We start from the raw sequence: 15078 nt of genomic DNA, 5'->3' as shown, positions 1-15078 counted from the left end.
CGCTCACCGTCAAGAAGTCGCGGGACGGAAGGCAGCGGCGTTCTCCTGCGCCCACTGCCGGAAGGTCCGGGCCGGCGCCCCCGTGACCTGCGACACCGTGTCGCGTACCCGGGCCAGCTCGTCGTTGACGTCCCCGCCCGTCAGGTCGAGCACGGCGGCGGCGGTCTGATCCCCCAGGAAGGCGGCCATCCGCCGGTGCGCCTCCGCCCTCGTGATCTCGACCAGGGCCACCGGCCGGCCGGACGCCTCGGCGATGGCCGCGACCTGCTCGCGCGGCGTGATGCGCGCCGGTCCGGTCAGCGCGTACGTGCGGCCGTCGTGGCCGGGGCCGGTCAGCGCGGCGGCCGCCACGGCGGCGATGTCGGCGGGGTGGACGGCGGGCAGCCCGATGTCGGCGAAGGGGACGCGCACGCTCCCGTGCTCACGGACGCCTTCGGCCCACCGCAGGGCGTTGGAGGCGAACTGCGTCGGCCGCAGGATCGTCCAGCCCAGGCCGCTGTCCTCGACCAGGCGCTCACCGGCCCGGTTCTCGGCGGCCTCGCGCAGGTGCGGGTGCGTCTGCACGGAGATGGACGACACCAGCACCACGTGCTCGACACCGGCCTGCCGGGCGGCGGCGAGAAGGTCGGCCTCGACGCCCATCCCCCCGAGCAGGACGAGAGCGCGCGCCCCGTCGAGAGCGGGCCTCAGCGAGTCCGGGCGCGCGAGATCTCCGCCGACGGCCTCGACACCGTCGGGAAAGACGGCTCTGGCCGGATCGCGGGTCAGGCCGCGCGTTTTCGCACCGGATCGGTGCAGGTACGTCAAAGGGCACGGCCGATGTTCCCGGTCGCTCCGGTCACAAGGATCATCGTGGTTCCCCCGTCGCTCGGTGATCAGGTCGAGGGAACACCCTAGAACCTCAACTTCGATCGAGGTCAACATCAACCAGCGAGTCACCGGACACGCTCGAATCGTCGCGAGTACGGACCACCGGTTCGAAAAGGTCAGGCCGATGGCGGCGGACATGCTCGCCCATCGGGGCCCGTCGCACCACGGCTGTCAACGCGGGGCGAGTCAGGACTCCTGAGGCTTGCGGGCCAGGAAGAAGGCCTGCCGGCCCGAACGCGGCCGCTCGCTCTCGTCGGGTTCGCGGATCAGCCGAGCCTCCAGGACGAGTCCGGCGGCATCCAAGTACGCGGCGATACGCTCAGGAGGCACCCAGTAGATGTCGAGAGACAGCTTGTGACCGTAACCCCGCTCGGCGTGACGGCGTTCGTCGCCGACCTTGAACGCGAGCAGCAGCCGACCACCCGGCGCCAGCACCCGGTGGATCTCGGAGAACACCGTCGGCAGCACCCCCGGCGGGGTGTGAACGGTCGAGTACCAGGCGACCACGCCGCCGACGGCCCCGTCCGCGAGATCCAGGGCGGTCATCGAGCCCTCCTCGAACCGCAGCTGCGGATAGGCGGAACGAGCGACGGCGACCATCTTCGGCGACAGATCGACACCGAAGGCGTCCACCCCGAGAGCGTGCAGGTGGGCGGTGACGCGCCCGGGACCACAGCCGAGATCGGCCACCTCCCCGGCACCCGGCACCCGCATGTACTCGGCGAACGCCGCCAGCATGGCACGGTCGAGCGGCTTGGCGTCGAGCTCGTCCCGCAACAGCAGCGCGTAGTCGACGGCGACGGTGTCGTAGGCCACCCGCGTGGCGTGGAGATAGGCCGATTCGGTCATGTCCAGGACGATAACGAACCAGAGGGAACGGCCGATCAGGCCCGCAAGTAGTGCAGGACGGCCAGCACCCGGCGATGATCACCGCCCGACACCGGCAGGCCGAGCTTGGCGAAGATCTGCGAGACATGCTTCTCCACCGCACCGTACGACAGGTGCAACACGGCGGCGATCGCATGGTTGGAACGGCCCTGCGCCATCGTCGCCAGCACCTGCCGCTCGCGCGGCGTCAGCGCCGCCAGCGCCTCAGCCCGCCGGGCCCCGCCCATGACCTGGGTGACGACCTCCGGATCGAGCACCGCCTCCCCCGCCGCCGGCAGGACGACGGCGAGCAGCGGCAGCCCGATCACGTTGACGACCAGAAGCACGGCGACCCCCGTCACCAGCACGTGCAGCAGCCCCAGCACCGTCATGGCAGCCGCCGCCCCCACATAGGCGAGTTCCCGCCCGCACACCCCAGGCCCGCTCCCCCAGCCCGTGACCGTCGCCACGTACGCCAGTCCCCGCACCGCCCGTCGCCGCACACCCCCACCCTGCCCCAACCAGCCCGAACCTGCGACGCCCCGAAAGGCCGAACCGCGCATGACCGCAGCACACGCAAGGACTCCCCGCCCTCCCCCACCTCCGCGAGGAGGAGGGGGAAGGGCCCGGATTCGGTCTTCAGGAGGAGAACCGGGCCCCCGACCGGCACACGATGACGACGACCAACGGCCGTAGCAGCGAAGATCGCCACCCCGCCACACTGACCACCATGTCGTTCATTTCGGCTTTCATGGCACTGAACACCTCCCTGTCAGTCCTCACACCGACAGTTCCCCCACCCCCCGCCCCACCCCAACAACAACAGCAGCACGTCCTGCCGTATCCCCTGTCCCCCGAACCCTTCCCCCTCCCCCCGAACCTGCGACCCCCCGCCAACGCCACCGAGCACGCCCCCAGGACCGAAGGCCCCGACTGGTGCCCCACCGTCCCCGGACGCCGCGTCCAATGCGGCACCCGGCCCCGCCCCCTCGTCCACGGCAAACCCGAACTCGGCACCATCGACGTCGCCTACGCCCTCGTCCGCCGCACGAACGAATCCGCCCCCGCCACCAACACCGTCATGGTCAACCCCGGCGGCCCGGGCGGCGCCGCCCTCGACCTCGCCCAGTGGTACGACGGACTGCTCGCCTCCCTGCGCACCGACCACGACCTGCTCCTCATCGACCCGCGCGGCATCGGCCGCTCCTCCCCCGTGAGCTGCGGCCTCGGCAACTACCTCCTCGCCGACCGCCCCCAGCAGCGCACCATGGTCGCCGACTGCGCCGCCGCCCTCGGCCCCCGCGCGGCCGGCTACACCTCCGCCGCCACCGCCGACGACTTCAACGCCGTCCGCAAACACCTCGGCATCGCCAAAGTCGTCCTCTACGGCCAGTCCTACGGCACCTACCTCATGCCCATCTACGCCGAACGACACCCGCGCACCGTCCGCTCCATCGTCCTGTCAGCCGCCTACCCCGTCACCTTCGACCCCTTCGGCGCCCCCAGCGCCCGCGCCATCGGCAACTCCCTGCGCCTGGTCTGCGAACGCAGCGCCGCCTGCGACGGCAACACCGCCGTCGAGGACCTGCGCACCGTGAACGCCCGCCTGCGCGCCCAGCCCATCGACACCACCATCACCGTCGGCGGCCACCCCCGCACCTTCCGGCTCACCGAGACCTTCCTGGCCCAGGCCCTCACCTTCGCCGCCAGCAGCGGCGTCGGCGCACTCCCCGACCAGGTACTGCTCATCGGCCGCCTGCCCGCCCTGCTGCACCAGGCCGCCCGAGGCGAGACCACCCCGCTGAAGAACGAACTCACCGCCCTCGTGCAAGGATTCGCCGACCTCCAGCACGACCAGAGCCACACCATCACCGTCGTCTGCAACGACTACACCCGCCCATGGTCCGTCGAGGCCCCCCTGCGCAAACGGTGGCAGCAGTTCGACCGTGCCCTCGCCAAGACCGCCCCCGGAGCCTTCGACACCTTCAGCGCCCAAAGCTTCGCACTCAGCGCCCCCGACGGCGGCGACCTGTGCATCGAATGGCCCGAGGAAGGCACCGCCCGGCCGTACAAACTGACCCGGCCCCTGCCCGACGTACCCACCCTCGTCGTCTCCGGCGACCTCGACAACAACACCGCCGCAGAGAACAGCAGGCTCAGCGCGGCACAATTCCCCCGCGCCCAGTTCCTGTCGGTGCCCAACACCGGACACGGCGCCGAAATGGACTCCACCGGCTGCGGCGCCGCCCTCGTCAGCGGCTTCATCCGCGACGGACGCCTCGGCGACACCTCCTGCCTGGCCGCCATCCCGCCCCTCAAGGTCAACCCGGTAGGCCCACCCACCCAGTGAGACACCACCAGCCGAGCGCGCTCTCCGACCAGCCGGCCGGAGAGCGCGTCCGGCGTTCAACGGGGCATCCGGCCCCCGGACGCACCCCGCGCCACCACCAGCCGCGCCGCCGCCAACCGCGCCAGCATCGCCCGCGCCTGCCCACCCGCCGCCGCGACCACCTGCTCCACATCCCGGCTGCCATCACACAACCGCAGCAACTCCGCCGTCGCCTCACTGATGCGGTACGTACGCACACACGCCGGATCCCGCACCCGCTGCAACACCGCGAACGTCCGCCGCACCGGCAGCCCTCGCAACGGCGGCCCCGCAGTCACATCCACCTCGAACTCCACCAACCGCACAGCCGGCGACAACAACGGCCACCCACTGCCCGCAGGAGCAGACCGCTCACGCAACAACTCCGCCTTCGCCAACTCATACCGCGCGTAACACCCCAACCCCCCGAGCCCCCGGCCCTCCAACCACGCCGCCAACTGCCGCGCCTCCGACACCCCCACCCGCACCCCCACCGGCGGCGGCCGCCGTACCGTCACCGACACGAACTCCGCCCACAACCCCGCATCCCGCCCCACCTCCGCCACCGTCACCGGAACACACGCCTCCAGCGCCGAACGCACCAGCCGCACCACACCACGACTCGTCACCTCCGACCCCGGCGAACGAGCCGACATCACCATCGCCAGCTCCCCCTCGGTCAGCGCGTAACGCCGCCGCAACCGCTCCGGATCCGCCCGAAGCAACGCCAGCTCCCGCTCACTCGACAGCACCGCCGCCAACGCCTCACCCACACTCACCGCAACCCCCACCCCGCCGACACCACCCCCGCGACCAGGGTGACAACCCCCTCACCAGGACGCACGACCATCACTCCCGAACACACTTCGAAGCCACACCATCACAGACAGTGCCCATCCGGCAGAGGTTAACCCCTCCCCCACACACCGCGAAACCAACGCCCCCTGTAATGCGCCGAACAACCCGGACATGAATGGACGACCAACTCACCGCACACAAGGAGACCGGATGGGAGCCGACGCCCCCGGCCGGTTCGTGGACATCTACGAACACGCCTACCGACCCCTTCTCGGCTACGCGCTACGCCGCTGCCAGGACCCGGACGACGCCGCCGACATCGTCGCAGAGACCTTCACCATCGCCTGGCGGCGCATCGACCAGGTACCCGACGGAGACCAGGCACGACCCTGGCTCTACGGCGTCGCCCGCCGCGTCCTCGCCAACCACCAACGCGGCAGACGACGCCACGACCAGCGCACCGCCGCCCTACGCCAACAACTCGCCGCCACCCCCCTCACCACCCACCGACCGCCCGACGACCTCACCCCCATCCACCACGCCCTCACCACCCTCACCGACGACGACCGCGAACTCCTCACCCTCATCGCCTGGGAGAACCTCGACACCGCCCAGATCGCCACCGCCCTCGGCATCACCCGCAACGCCGTACGCGTGCGTCTCTACCGGGCCCGCAAACGCTTCGCCCGCGCCCTCGCCAAGGCCGGCGTCGACCACCCCCGCGCCCTCGACTTCCAACGGAGCACCGTATGAGCCTCGCCGACCTCACCCCGATCCACGACCGCGACCTCGCCGACCACCCCGCCGCCCAGCCCACCGGACCCGCCGCCCGCGCCCTCATGAACGCCATCATGTCCGAAGAACCCGCCCCAGCACCGGCACCGGCCCGCCGCAAACCCCGCCGCCTGCTCATCCTCGGTACGGCCGCAGCCACCCTCGCCGCCGCCGTCACGCTCGCCCTCACCCTGCCACCCGGCGGCCCCGCCACCGAGTACGCCAACGCCGCCGTCGCCATCAACCGCGACGCCGACCAGTTCACCGTCACCGTCATCGACCCCACCGCCGAGCGCGAACGCTTCGAGGAGGCTTTTCGCGCCGTCGGCCTCAACGTCACCGTCAAGATCATCCCCACCGAGCCCAAGTACGTCGGCACCATGCTCGGCCCCATCGCCCCCGGCGGCTTCGAATGGAGCGGTCACCTCGGCAGATCCACTCCGAAGAACTGCGACAGCGCCCACTGCGCCGCCTTCTCCGTCCCCTCCGACTACCCCGGCCGCATCGCCTTCGGCATCGGCCGCGCCGCCAGACCCGGAGAACGCTACGCCGAAACGGACCTCTACGACCAGGGACAAGAACCCCTCGACGGCTACACCCTCAGCGGCAAGACCGTGGAAACCGTACGCGCCGCACTCCGCGAACGCGGCCTCACCGTCCACTACCGCCTGCTCTGGGACCACGCCGACGGCGGCTACTTCGACCAGTCCGTCCCAGCCGAGCGCGTCAAGGACGCCTGGATCGTCGACGGCGGCAAGAAGAGCAGCAGCGACGGCCTCGACCTCTACATCAAGCCCGGCCCCGAAGCCGGACCCGCCCCCGACTCCCAGAGCGTCGCCGAACCCCAGTGGTACGACCAGCCATGAGGACACAGAAGATCGCTCACCGCAAATGATGATCTCCCGTGCCGCCCCTTCCATCGACGGAGGAGCCGCCACGTTTCACTCAGCGGGCAACCCCCAGAACGCCCCCCGCAGCCCGGCCTCCGCGAAGTACGCCGTCGCCTCAACCGGAACCCGGCGCACATGGCCCCGATCCAGCCGCCCGGTGTACCCCCCTCGCCAACCGCCACAACGTACCCAGATCCATCACATAACCCCGCGCCAGCTCTTCGCGGGCCAGCCACCCGTCCACACAGTCCACCCCGCAGAACACCCGCTGATGGGCACACGAGCGCACCACGTCGTCCCACATCCGCGCCACCGACGTCAGAAAGTGCGCCACCTGCTCACCCTCTGGCGGCGCCTGAGTTCCGACGTTCCACGACTGAACGCCTTTACAAAGTAGATTTTTTCAGCGCGGAACCAGGTCCGGGTCTGGAGGAGACACAGGAGCTCGTTTCCTGACAACGGACACGGCGGTCATGATCAAGGGATGCGGCATGATGCCGCCGTTCGGAGTGGAACAAGTCGCCTTGCCGCACCGCGAAGATCGACGGCGGGTATGAGACGCACGCGGCAGGCGCCACCGCGCGGATTCCGTGTTGAAGGGTCCGGACCCGGGGCACCCTTCCACTGTCAAGGTATAGCGGAGTGGGGGGCTTGCGGCAAGACCGGGCAGGTGCCGCAGAATCAGACGGCCAAGCCTGTCAACTGCGGAAACGGGGATGCGAATGCGTGTGCTGATGTCGACGTACGGATCGCGCGGAGATGTCGAGCCACTGGTGGCGCTCGCGGCGCGGCTGCGGGAGCGCGGCGCCGAGGTGCGGGTGTGCGCACCGCCCGACGAGGTGTTCGAGCGGCGTCTCGCCCACGTCGGCGCGCCGCTGGTGCCGGTCGGCCCGTCGGCTCGGGCGCTCACGACCTCGGCGCCGCGGCCGACGACACTGCCCGAGCGGGCGGCGGAGCTGATCGCCGGGCAGTTCGAGACGGTCACGGCGGCGGCAGAGGGATGCGACGTGCTGGTCGCTACGGGCATGCTGCCCGCGGCGGCGGGCGCGCGGTCGGTGGCCGAGATGCTCGGCATCCGCTGCGTGTCCGTGACCTTCCAGCAGCTCACCCTGCCCTCGCCGCACCGCGCTCCCCTGGCCTACCCGGGCCGGCCGTTCCCGCCCGAGGTGACGGACAACCGGGTGCTGTGGGAACTGGACGCTCGGACTGCCGACGAGTTGTTCGGCGAGGCACTCAACTCGAACCGGACTGCGGCCGGGCTGCCGCCGGTGGGGCACGTCCGCGACTACGCCGAAGGCGAGCGGCCGTGGCTGGCGTCGGATCCGGTCCTGGACCCGTGGCGGGACGGGCCGGAGCTCGGCGTCGTGCAGACAGGGGCGTGGATCGTCCAGGACGAGCGGCCGCTCCCGGCCGGGCTGGCGGAGTTCCTCGCGGACGGGGAGCCGCCCGTGTACGTGGGGTTCGGCAGCATGCCGATGCACGGGGCCGCGGATGCCGCCGGGCAGGCCGTCGAGGCGGTCCGTGCCCAGGGCCGCCGCGCGGTCGTGTCCAGGGGCTGGGCGGACCTGTCCGTAGTAGACGGGCAGGACGACTGCTTCGTCGTCGGGGAGGTCAACCACCAGGCGTTGTTCGGACGGGTGGCGGCCGTCGTGCACCACGGGGGCGCGGGGACCACGACGGCCGCGACCAGGTCCGGTACGCCGCAGGTCGTGGTGCCGCAGGTGGCGGACCAGCCGTACTGGGCGGGGCGGGTGGCCGAACTGGGCGTCGGCGTCGCGCACGACGGCCCGGTGCCGACCGCCGAGTCGCTTTCGGCCGCGCTCGCGGCCGTCCTGAATCCGGAGACCCGGGCGCGCGCGGCGGCCGTGGCGGCGACGGTCCGCACCGACGGGGCTGCGGTGGCCGCCGGGCTGCTGCTCGGCGAGACCGGCTGAGTTCAGACGATCTCCAGGTTGGCCATCATGCCCATGTCCTCGTGCTCGGCGTTGTGGCAGTGGAACAGGTAGCGCCCGCGATACCCCTCGAAGCGGGTGATGATCTCCGCCGACTCTCCCGGCCGCAGTGACACCGTGTCCTTCAATCCCGCGTCGTGCGGCAGCGGCGGCCCGCCGCCGCGTGACAGCACCCGGAAGCCGACCAGGTGCAGGTGCACGGGGTGGTGGACGTCGGCGATCAGCCGCCACACCTCCACCTCGCCCAGGCGGGCGGTCACGTCGGTGCGGACGGGGTCGAACGGCAGCCCGCCGATCACCCACCCGTGCCTGCCGTGCATCCGCCCGGCGCGGAACGACAGGTCCCGCACCCGCACCGCCTCCGACCGCCGCCACTCCGGCACGTCCCTCGCGAGGGTGCGCGGGACGCGGCTCGCGTCCGCGGCCTTGCGGGCGACACGGAAGGCCATCACCTCACGGGTCCGGCCGGAGCCCAGCCGGTTGACCAGCCGCACCCGGCCGCCGACCGGCACCTGGGAGAAGTCGACGACCACGTCGTAGCGCTCGGCCGGGGCGATCGGCAGCGACCTGTGGGCCACCGGTGCCGTGAGCAGCCCCAGGTCGGCGCCGACCTGCACGAGTTCCAGCACCCGCCCGTCGTCGGCGACGGCCTCCAGTTCGTAGTGGCGGGCGTTGGAGGCGTTCAGGATCCGCAACCGGTAGCGGGCGGCGTCCACCTCGTGCACCGGCCAGGGCGCCCCGTTGACCAGGATCACATCGCCCAGCACCCCGGCAAGGTACGGCCCGTGCACCCCGGGCCGCCCGCGCAGGGCCGGGTCGAGGGCCGGGTAGGTCAGGGCGCCGTCGGCGGCGAACGCCCGGTCGGCGATCATCAGCGGTAGTTCGCGCGCCCCGGACGGCAGGCCGAGCGCGTCCTCGACGTCGTCGCGCACGATGTGGAGCCCGGCCAGCCCGCGCCAGATCGCCGGGGCGGTGAAGTCCATCCGGTGATCGTGGTACCACAGCAGCGCCGCCCTCTGGTCCAGCGGGAAGGTGTAGTCGCGGGTCACCCGTGACCGCACCGCCCTCGGGTCGTGCATCACATGCCCGCCGTGGGCGGTGTCGTGCCAGTGTTCGGGCAGCACGAGGTCGGTCGGGTATCCGTCGGAGGCGGCGGGGGTGTGCCCGCCGTGCAGGTGCACGACCGTCGGCACCGGCAGCAGGTTGCGGTGGGTCACCGTCACCGGACGGCCGCGCCGCGACTCGATCGTCGGACCGGGGAAACCGCCCTCGTACGTCCACAGCGGCGTCCTGACCCCGGGCAGGATCTCCGCGCTCGTCTCCCGCTGGGTGATCTCGTACCGGTCGGCGCCTGCGACGGTACCGACGGGTTTGAGCACCGGCGGGATCGGCAGCGGCACCTGGAACGGCGGCGGCAGCGGCAGTTCGCTGCGCAACTCGGCACCCGTGTACGGCGAGGTGCGCGACAGCGCCGCCGTCGCCGTCAGGCCGGTGGCCGCCATCAGCCCGAGTGCCCCGCCGATGCCGAACACCCGCCGCCTGCTCACCCCTCGGACCCGCTCACGCATCCCGCACCTCCTTCTGCCACGACAGCGGCCGCGACCAGATCGCGATGAACAGCACGACGAGCGCGACCACCGTCGCCACCCCCAAAGGGAAGTGCAGCCACAACGCCCCCCACAACCCGGCGAAGTACTGCACCGTCTCGGCCGCCACGACGCCCGCCGTCGCCCAGAAGGGCCAGGATCGGCGCGACCTGGCCCACACGACGATCCCCACGACCAACTGCGCGTAGCCGATCGAGGTGACCACGTCGGCCCCGGTCGAATGCATCATCAGCCCGTCGTAATCACCGCTCATGTAGACGCCGGCGAACACGGGCTGGCCGATCGCCGCCACCACGTGCGCGCTGACGACGGCCCGCAGTATCCACTCGGACGGCCGGAGCCTTTCCGCCTCGGCGACCATGGGAGGTCCTCCTCGTTCTGTCCTCGTTTCCCTGACGGCCCGACAATATGATTCAGCGGCTATCTTGTCTAAGATTAATATTGCTATGGAGATATGCTCGTGGAGGCATGATGGATCTGAACTCGCTGAGGCAGTTTCTGGTGGTGGCCCGGCTGGAACACCTCAGCCGCGCGGCCGACGAACTCCGCGTGGCCCAGCCGTCGCTGAGCCGTACCGTCGCCCGGCTGGAGAGCGAGCTGGGCACCCCGCTGTTCGACCGCGCCGGACGCCTCCGGCTGAACGACGCCGGACGGCTGTTCGCCGGTTACGTCGAACGCTCCCTCGGCGAGCTCGACGCCGGGGTGCGGGCCGTCGCGGAGGCCGCGGGCGCGGGGTTCGGCACCGTACGGCTGGCGGCTGAGACCTTCTTCACCCTCACCGGGCCGCTGGCGGCCTTCAAACGCGCCCACCCGCAGGTCGAGGTCGAGATCCACCAGCTCGGCGCCGAGGAGATGTCGCGCCGCCTGCGGGCCCAGGACGTCGATCTGTGCGTCGCCTCGCAGCCGATCCCCGCTGAGGGGCTGACCGCCGTGCGGCTGCTCGACGAGCCGGTGTGGCTGGTCGCGCCGCTCGGGCACCCGCTGGCCGGCCGTACGTCGGTGAGCGTGGAAGACCTCGCCGACCAGCCGTTCGTCACCACCCGCAGGGGGCACTGGCAGCGCCGGGTGCTCGACCGGCTCTTCGCCACGAAGGACCTCACCCCTCGGATCGTCTGTGAGGGCGACGAGCCCGGCGCCGTCCAGGCTCTGGTGACCGCGGGGCTCGGCCTCACCCTCACGCCCGAGATGGCCCGGCGCTCCCCCATCAGCGCGCCCGTCGCGTGGATCGCCGTCGACAGCCCGGAGTGCCACCGCACGCTCACCCTGCTCTGGGGTACGGACACCCGCCTGCCCGCCGCCGCCGAGCTGATGCGGGCCACGATCACCGGCTGGGACTGGTCCTCGGGAGCGGCGGGCATGGGCCGTCCCGGTGGAAAGACGTCTTTGCCGACCTAGGACCAAAGGCGGAGCCGAAACCCGGTCGAGGGCCGAAGAGATCGGCGGCGCGCGTGGTTATCGTGCGGGCATGAGTGGTGATGGGACGCTGAACGAGGCGTACGAGCGGTTGCACCGACTGGGTCCGGAATTCGAGGGCTGGCTCACCAACCACGCGCCGATGGCCGCCGAATCCCTGGTCGCCCACGGGCACGAGGACGTGGTCCACCGCTGGCTCGACCAGTACGTCGGGCAGTTGGAGGAGAAGCCACGCGGGCTGTGGCCCATCGACCCCGCCGAGTGGCGGCCCGCGATGGGCGATCCGCATCGGCTGGGCGACTGGCTCACCTTCTTCGAGCACGAGGTGGACAGCCGGCCGTGGCGCGAGGTGCTGGAGACGTGGTGGCCCCGGCTGCTGCCCGGCATCGCCGCCGGTGCGACACACGGGGTGATCCGTACCGGGCACGCGGTGCGCGCACTGCTCCTGCAGGAGGACGCGCCCCGGCTGGCGGAGTTCGCGCAGGCGCTCGGCTACTGGGCGGCGCGCTGGCAGAGTGTGCCCGGTGTGGTGGCCCCGGCGGGGACGGCGGACTTCGACGCGGCCCTCGACGCCGTGCCCCAGGTGCCCGAGCAGGCCAGAGGCATCAACCACCGGCTCGATCAGCTGGCCGGACTCGGCGGCTGGTCCGCCGCACTGGCCTCGCTGGAGCCCGCCGCCGACCCCGGCGAGGCAAGGCGGCGGCTCACGCGGCTGGCCGACGCCGCGACCCTGCGCTACCTGTCGCACGGGCACGGCTCCGGCATCATGCTGGTCCACACGGCGACCGCGCCCACGGCCGTGCTGCGGACGCTTCCCGCGCTGCCCCGCTCACAGTGGGTGGACAGCTTCAACGCGGCCTGGGCGGCCAGCGCCGCCGTCGTGGCCGCGTACGGACCGGCGGAGCCGCTGCCGGGCGAGGCCCTGCCGGTCGCCGCGCACACGCCGGAGGAGGTGTTCGAGCAGGCCGTCGAGCACGCGGACGCCCACGTGATCAAGCTCGCCGACACGGCCCTCGACGTCTTCGAGCGCACCGGCGACCGAGGCGCGCTCTCGGCGGTCGTGCACGCCGGGAACCTCATCCAGCGGCCGGGCGACTAGCGCGGCCGGTCCCAAGACCGGTGCCTGCTTCAGTCGGCTATCCCACGCCGCGCAGCAGGGTGTCCAGCACCCGGGTGGCGAGCACGTCGACGTCGCCGTTCTCCTGCGCGGCCTCGTGGATGAGGCCGTAGTAGACGCGCCTGGCCCAGTCGAGGTCGACCCCGGCCCGCAGCACGCCCGCCTCCCGCGCACGCCGGAACAGGCGGTCGCAGCCCGCGCGCACCTCGGCGTTCACCCTGGCCGCCTCGGGGTGGGCGTTGACGGCGGCGTGGTGCATGGCGAACGACCAGCTCGTCTTGACCCGCAGCACGTTGACGGTGACCTGGTAGAGAGCGACGAGCGGCGGCGTGGTCTCGGTGCGTGAGTCCTCGACCGCCTGGGCGAACTGCCGGGCGGCCCAGGTGGCGAGCTCGTCCAGCAGCACGTCGCGGGTGGCGAAGCGGCGGTGGACGGTGGTCCGCGAGACCCCGGCGGCCTCCGCGACCTGCTCCATGGTCGCGGCCGGATTGTCGGCGAGAACCCGTTCGGCCGCCTGGAGGATCGTCCGGGCGGTCCGCTGGGAGTCGGCCCGCTTCGCCTGCTGTCGTTGCGCCATCACCCGAACATGCTACTCGAAACATCCCACTTGCCAAGAAGTTGCTACATTCATGTAGCATCTCGTGTCATGAACCTGAACCTTGAGGGAAAGACCGCACTCGTGACCGGCGCCAGCCGGGGCATCGGCCTGGAGATCGTCAGGACGCTCACCGCCGAAGGCGTACGCGTCGCGGCCGCCGCCCGGAGCCTCACCCCCGAACTCGCGGCGACCGGCTGCGTCACGCTCACCGCCGACCTCGCGGCGCCCGGCGCCCCGGCCCAGTTGGTCGCGCAGGCCCTCGACGCGCTCGGCGGCGACCTCGACATCCTGGTGAACAACGTGGGCGGCGGTGACGGCGACGGCGTGCGCGGCTTCCTCGAATGGGACGACGCCGACTGGACGGCCATGCTGGAGCTGAACTTCCTGTCCGCCGTGCGGACCACGCGGGCGGCCCTGCCGGACCTGCTGCGCGCCAGGGGCGCGATCGTGAACGTCTCCTCCATCGGCGCCCGCGTGCCCAAGGGCGGGCCGGTGCCGTACACGACCGCGAAGGCCGCGCTCACCACGCTGGGCAAGGCCCTGTCCGAGGAGTTCGGGCCGCTGGGCGTGCGCGTGAACACGGTCTCGCCAGGACCGGTGCGCACCGCGATGTGGGAGGCCCCCGGCGGGTACGGCGCGCAACTGGCCGCCGCGCTCGGCGTCGGGCACGAGGACCTGCTGGCCGGTCTGCCCGCCACCATGGGCATGACGACCGGGCGGCTGGTCGAGCCCGGCGAGGTCGCCTCGCTCGTCGCCTACCTCGCCTCACCGCAGGCCGCCAGCGTCACCGGCGCCGACCTGATCGTGGACGGCGGCTCGACCAAGCACGTCTGAGCGGTCACCGCATCAGCGGGAACCGCTTGGTCAGCTTCGTGACCGGCCCGCGCGGGCCGAAGACGAGCGCGCCCACATAGCCGATCTCCTCCCCCGGGGTCGCCTCCAGGGCGGCGAGGTAGTCGTCGTAGTCGCGTGAGCGCCTGGCGACCTCGTTGAAGGCGACCACCCGCAGCTCGGACCGGTCGGCCGCGCGCTCGCGCAGTTCGCGCAGTTCCCGGCCGGTGGCGGTGACCACCGGGACGGGGTGGGTGTTGAGCCCGGCGTGGACGCCGCCGGAGGCGTCCTTCCCGTCGGCACCCAGCCAGCCGTCGAGCCGCCCGCCGAGGCTGAGCGCGAGCACGGCCGCCGCGTTGACGGCGAGCCCGCGGGGGAGGTCGTCGCGCAGGACCATGACCAGTTTGGTATTCATGCCGGAATGCTAAGCAAACGCCCAGTCCAACGGCCGCTCATCCGATCGTTTGACCGGCCCTCTGCCAGAATAGGTGTCCATGGACGAACTTGATTCGGCGATTGTCACCCAGCTCCAACTGGATGCGCGGGTGTCCAATCGCGAACTCGCCCGCAGGCTCGGCATCGCCCCCTCCACCTGCCTGGAGCGGGTGCGCGCACTGCGGGAGCGGGGGGTCATCACCGGTTACCGGGCCGAACTCGATCTGGCCAAGCTCAACCGTCGGGTGCAGGCGCTCGTCTCGGCGCAGGTGCGGCCGCTCAGCCGGAGCGTGATCGACTCCTTCCAGGAGGCGGTGGCCGCGCTGCCCGAGGTCCTTGAGGTGCTGGTCGTCGCGGGTGGCGACGACTTCTGGATCAGGGTCGCGGTGCAGGACAACGAGCGGCTGCACGCCTTCCTCGTCGACCATCTGGCCAAGCGCCGGGAGGTGGTCGGGTTCAGGACCCTGGTGGTCTTCCAGCAGTCGTCCAAGAAGGTACTCACCGCGCTGCCCGACTGAGCCCATGATGGAGGGAGGAGTTCCCCCCCAGGAGGCTCAT

At 71.6% G+C, this 15078-nt stretch carries 16 protein-coding genes; 8 read left to right on the top strand and 8 right to left on the bottom strand.

The genetic code is table 11. The features are described 5' to 3' along the window. Window positions 1-9: 9 nt before the first annotated feature. From ABD120_RS21830 to ABD120_RS21820, 3 genes are all read right to left on the bottom strand, one after another. A complete protein-coding gene (locus ABD120_RS21830) occupies window positions 10-807 on the bottom strand; it encodes an NAD(P)H-binding protein (protein WP_343951816.1) in 798 nt (265 codons plus the stop codon). A gap of 249 nt (window positions 808-1056) precedes the next feature. Beyond that, entirely contained in the window at window positions 1057-1719 is a 663-nt protein-coding gene (locus ABD120_RS21825) for a class I SAM-dependent methyltransferase (RefSeq protein WP_343951815.1), read from the bottom strand. Window positions 1720-1754: 35 nt separating this feature from the next. After that, window positions 1755-2240 (bottom strand): response regulator transcription factor, encoded by a 486-nt coding sequence (locus ABD120_RS21820; RefSeq protein ID WP_343951814.1) that lies wholly within the window; start codon window positions 2238-2240, stop codon window positions 1755-1757. Window positions 2241-2467: 227 nt separating this feature from the next. Here ABD120_RS21820 and ABD120_RS21815 point away from each other — a divergent pair, with 227 nt between their 5' ends. Continuing rightward, the gene (locus tag ABD120_RS21815; protein ID WP_343951813.1) at window positions 2468-4087 is read left to right on the top strand and encodes an alpha/beta fold hydrolase; all 1620 of its coding nucleotides are present in this window, start codon (window positions 2468-2470) and stop codon (window positions 4085-4087) included. 56 nt (window positions 4088-4143) lie between these two features. On the opposite strand, the gene ABD120_RS21810 is transcribed toward ABD120_RS21815, so the two are convergent. Further along, window positions 4144-4884, bottom strand: a complete 741-nt coding sequence (locus ABD120_RS21810; RefSeq protein WP_343951812.1) for a hypothetical protein — start codon at window positions 4882-4884, stop codon at window positions 4144-4146. Between the two features lie 229 nt (window positions 4885-5113). On the opposite strand from ABD120_RS21810, the gene ABD120_RS21805 reads away from it, so the two are divergent. The 3 genes from ABD120_RS21805 (at window position 5114) to ABD120_RS21795 (ending at window position 8501) form a co-directional block, all read left to right on the top strand. Continuing rightward, window positions 5114-5656 carry an RNA polymerase sigma factor gene (locus ABD120_RS21805; protein ID WP_343951811.1) on the top strand — a complete coding sequence of 181 codons (543 nt, stop codon included), beginning with the start codon at window positions 5114-5116 and terminating at the stop codon, window positions 5654-5656. After that, window positions 5653-6543, top strand: a complete 891-nt coding sequence (locus ABD120_RS21800; protein ID WP_343951810.1) for a hypothetical protein — start codon at window positions 5653-5655, stop codon at window positions 6541-6543. Before ABD120_RS21805 ends, ABD120_RS21800 begins: the two co-directional genes overlap by 4 nt. A 746-nt stretch (window positions 6544-7289) precedes the next feature. Next, window positions 7290-8501, top strand: coding sequence for a glycosyltransferase (locus ABD120_RS21795; protein WP_343951809.1), 1212 nt, complete (start codon window positions 7290-7292; stop codon window positions 8499-8501). Window positions 8502-8503: 2 nt separating this feature from the next. Here the strand turns inward: ABD120_RS21795 and ABD120_RS21790 are convergent, their stop codons facing one another. Both ABD120_RS21790 and ABD120_RS21785 read right to left on the bottom strand, forming a co-directional pair. Continuing rightward, window positions 8504-10087 (bottom strand): multicopper oxidase family protein, encoded by a 1584-nt coding sequence (locus tag ABD120_RS21790; RefSeq protein ID WP_343951808.1) that lies wholly within the window; start codon window positions 10085-10087, stop codon window positions 8504-8506. Then, a complete protein-coding gene (locus tag ABD120_RS21785) occupies window positions 10080-10487 on the bottom strand; it encodes a hypothetical protein (protein WP_343951807.1) in 408 nt (135 codons plus the stop codon). The genes ABD120_RS21790 and ABD120_RS21785 overlap by 8 nt, the downstream gene beginning before the upstream one ends. A gap of 107 nt (window positions 10488-10594) precedes the next feature. On the opposite strand from ABD120_RS21785, the gene ABD120_RS21780 reads away from it, so the two are divergent. Together ABD120_RS21780 and ABD120_RS21775 are read left to right on the top strand one after the other, a co-directional pair. Next, window positions 10595-11521, top strand: coding sequence for a LysR family transcriptional regulator (locus ABD120_RS21780; protein WP_343951806.1), 927 nt, complete (start codon window positions 10595-10597; stop codon window positions 11519-11521). A gap of 70 nt (window positions 11522-11591) precedes the next feature. Beyond that, on the top strand, window positions 11592-12638 hold the full coding sequence (locus tag ABD120_RS21775; RefSeq protein ID WP_343951805.1) for a questin oxidase family protein: 1047 nt from the start codon (window positions 11592-11594) through the stop codon (window positions 12636-12638). Between the two features lie 37 nt (window positions 12639-12675). On the opposite strand, the gene ABD120_RS21770 is transcribed toward ABD120_RS21775, so the two are convergent. Next, a complete protein-coding gene (locus ABD120_RS21770) occupies window positions 12676-13233 on the bottom strand; it encodes a TetR/AcrR family transcriptional regulator (RefSeq protein WP_343952186.1) in 558 nt (185 codons plus the stop codon). Between the two features lie 69 nt (window positions 13234-13302). Between ABD120_RS21770 and ABD120_RS21765 the strand changes: the two genes are divergently transcribed. Further along, a complete protein-coding gene (locus ABD120_RS21765) occupies window positions 13303-14088 on the top strand; it encodes an SDR family NAD(P)-dependent oxidoreductase (protein ID WP_343951804.1) in 786 nt (261 codons plus the stop codon). A 4-nt stretch (window positions 14089-14092) separates the two neighbouring features. On the opposite strand, the gene ABD120_RS21760 is transcribed toward ABD120_RS21765, so the two are convergent. Continuing rightward, on the bottom strand, window positions 14093-14500 hold the full coding sequence (locus tag ABD120_RS21760) for a DUF2000 domain-containing protein (protein WP_343951803.1): 408 nt from the start codon (window positions 14498-14500) through the stop codon (window positions 14093-14095). A 79-nt stretch (window positions 14501-14579) separates the two neighbouring features. Between ABD120_RS21760 and ABD120_RS21755 the strand changes: the two genes are divergently transcribed. Beyond that, entirely contained in the window at window positions 14580-15038 is a 459-nt protein-coding gene (locus ABD120_RS21755) for an Lrp/AsnC family transcriptional regulator (protein ID WP_343951802.1), read from the top strand. The last annotated feature ends 40 nt before the right edge of the window (window positions 15039-15078 follow it).

It is taken from the genome of Nonomuraea longicatena (assembly GCF_039525605.1).
GTDB lineage: Bacteria > Actinomycetota > Actinomycetes > Streptosporangiales > Streptosporangiaceae > Nonomuraea > Nonomuraea longicatena.
The sequence above is the reverse complement of the archived record's forward strand: the minus strand, read 5'-3'. Positions and strand labels throughout refer to the sequence as shown.

Bases quoted from the DNA above. Each gene is read 5' to 3' on its own strand.
- ABD120_RS21800 (WP_343951810.1), top strand. From the start codon at position 5,653: ATGAGCCTCGCCGACCTCACCCCGATCCACGACCGCGACCTCGCCGAC.
- ABD120_RS21790 (WP_343951808.1), bottom strand. From the start codon at position 10,087: ATGCGTGAGCGGGTCCGAGGGGTGAGCAGGCGGCGGGTGTTCGGCATC.
- ABD120_RS21770 (WP_343952186.1), bottom strand. From the start codon at position 13,233: ATGGCGCAACGACAGCAGGCGAAGCGGGCCGACTCCCAGCGGACCGCC.
- ABD120_RS21795 (WP_343951809.1), top strand. From the start codon at position 7,290: ATGCGTGTGCTGATGTCGACGTACGGATCGCGCGGAGATGTCGAGCCA.
- ABD120_RS21825 (WP_343951815.1), bottom strand. From the start codon at position 1,719: ATGACCGAATCGGCCTATCTCCACGCCACGCGGGTGGCCTACGACACC.
- ABD120_RS21785 (WP_343951807.1), bottom strand. From the start codon at position 10,487: ATGGTCGCCGAGGCGGAAAGGCTCCGGCCGTCCGAGTGGATACTGCGG.
- ABD120_RS21815 (WP_343951813.1), top strand. From the start codon at position 2,468: ATGTCGTTCATTTCGGCTTTCATGGCACTGAACACCTCCCTGTCAGTC.
- ABD120_RS21805 (WP_343951811.1), top strand. From the start codon at position 5,114: ATGGGAGCCGACGCCCCCGGCCGGTTCGTGGACATCTACGAACACGCC.
- ABD120_RS21775 (WP_343951805.1), top strand. From the start codon at position 11,592: ATGAGTGGTGATGGGACGCTGAACGAGGCGTACGAGCGGTTGCACCGA.
- ABD120_RS21780 (WP_343951806.1), top strand. From the start codon at position 10,595: ATGATGGATCTGAACTCGCTGAGGCAGTTTCTGGTGGTGGCCCGGCTG.
- ABD120_RS21760 (WP_343951803.1), bottom strand. From the start codon at position 14,500: ATGAATACCAAACTGGTCATGGTCCTGCGCGACGACCTCCCCCGCGGG.
- ABD120_RS21765 (WP_343951804.1), top strand. From the start codon at position 13,303: ATGAACCTGAACCTTGAGGGAAAGACCGCACTCGTGACCGGCGCCAGC.
- ABD120_RS21755 (WP_343951802.1), top strand. From the start codon at position 14,580: ATGGACGAACTTGATTCGGCGATTGTCACCCAGCTCCAACTGGATGCG.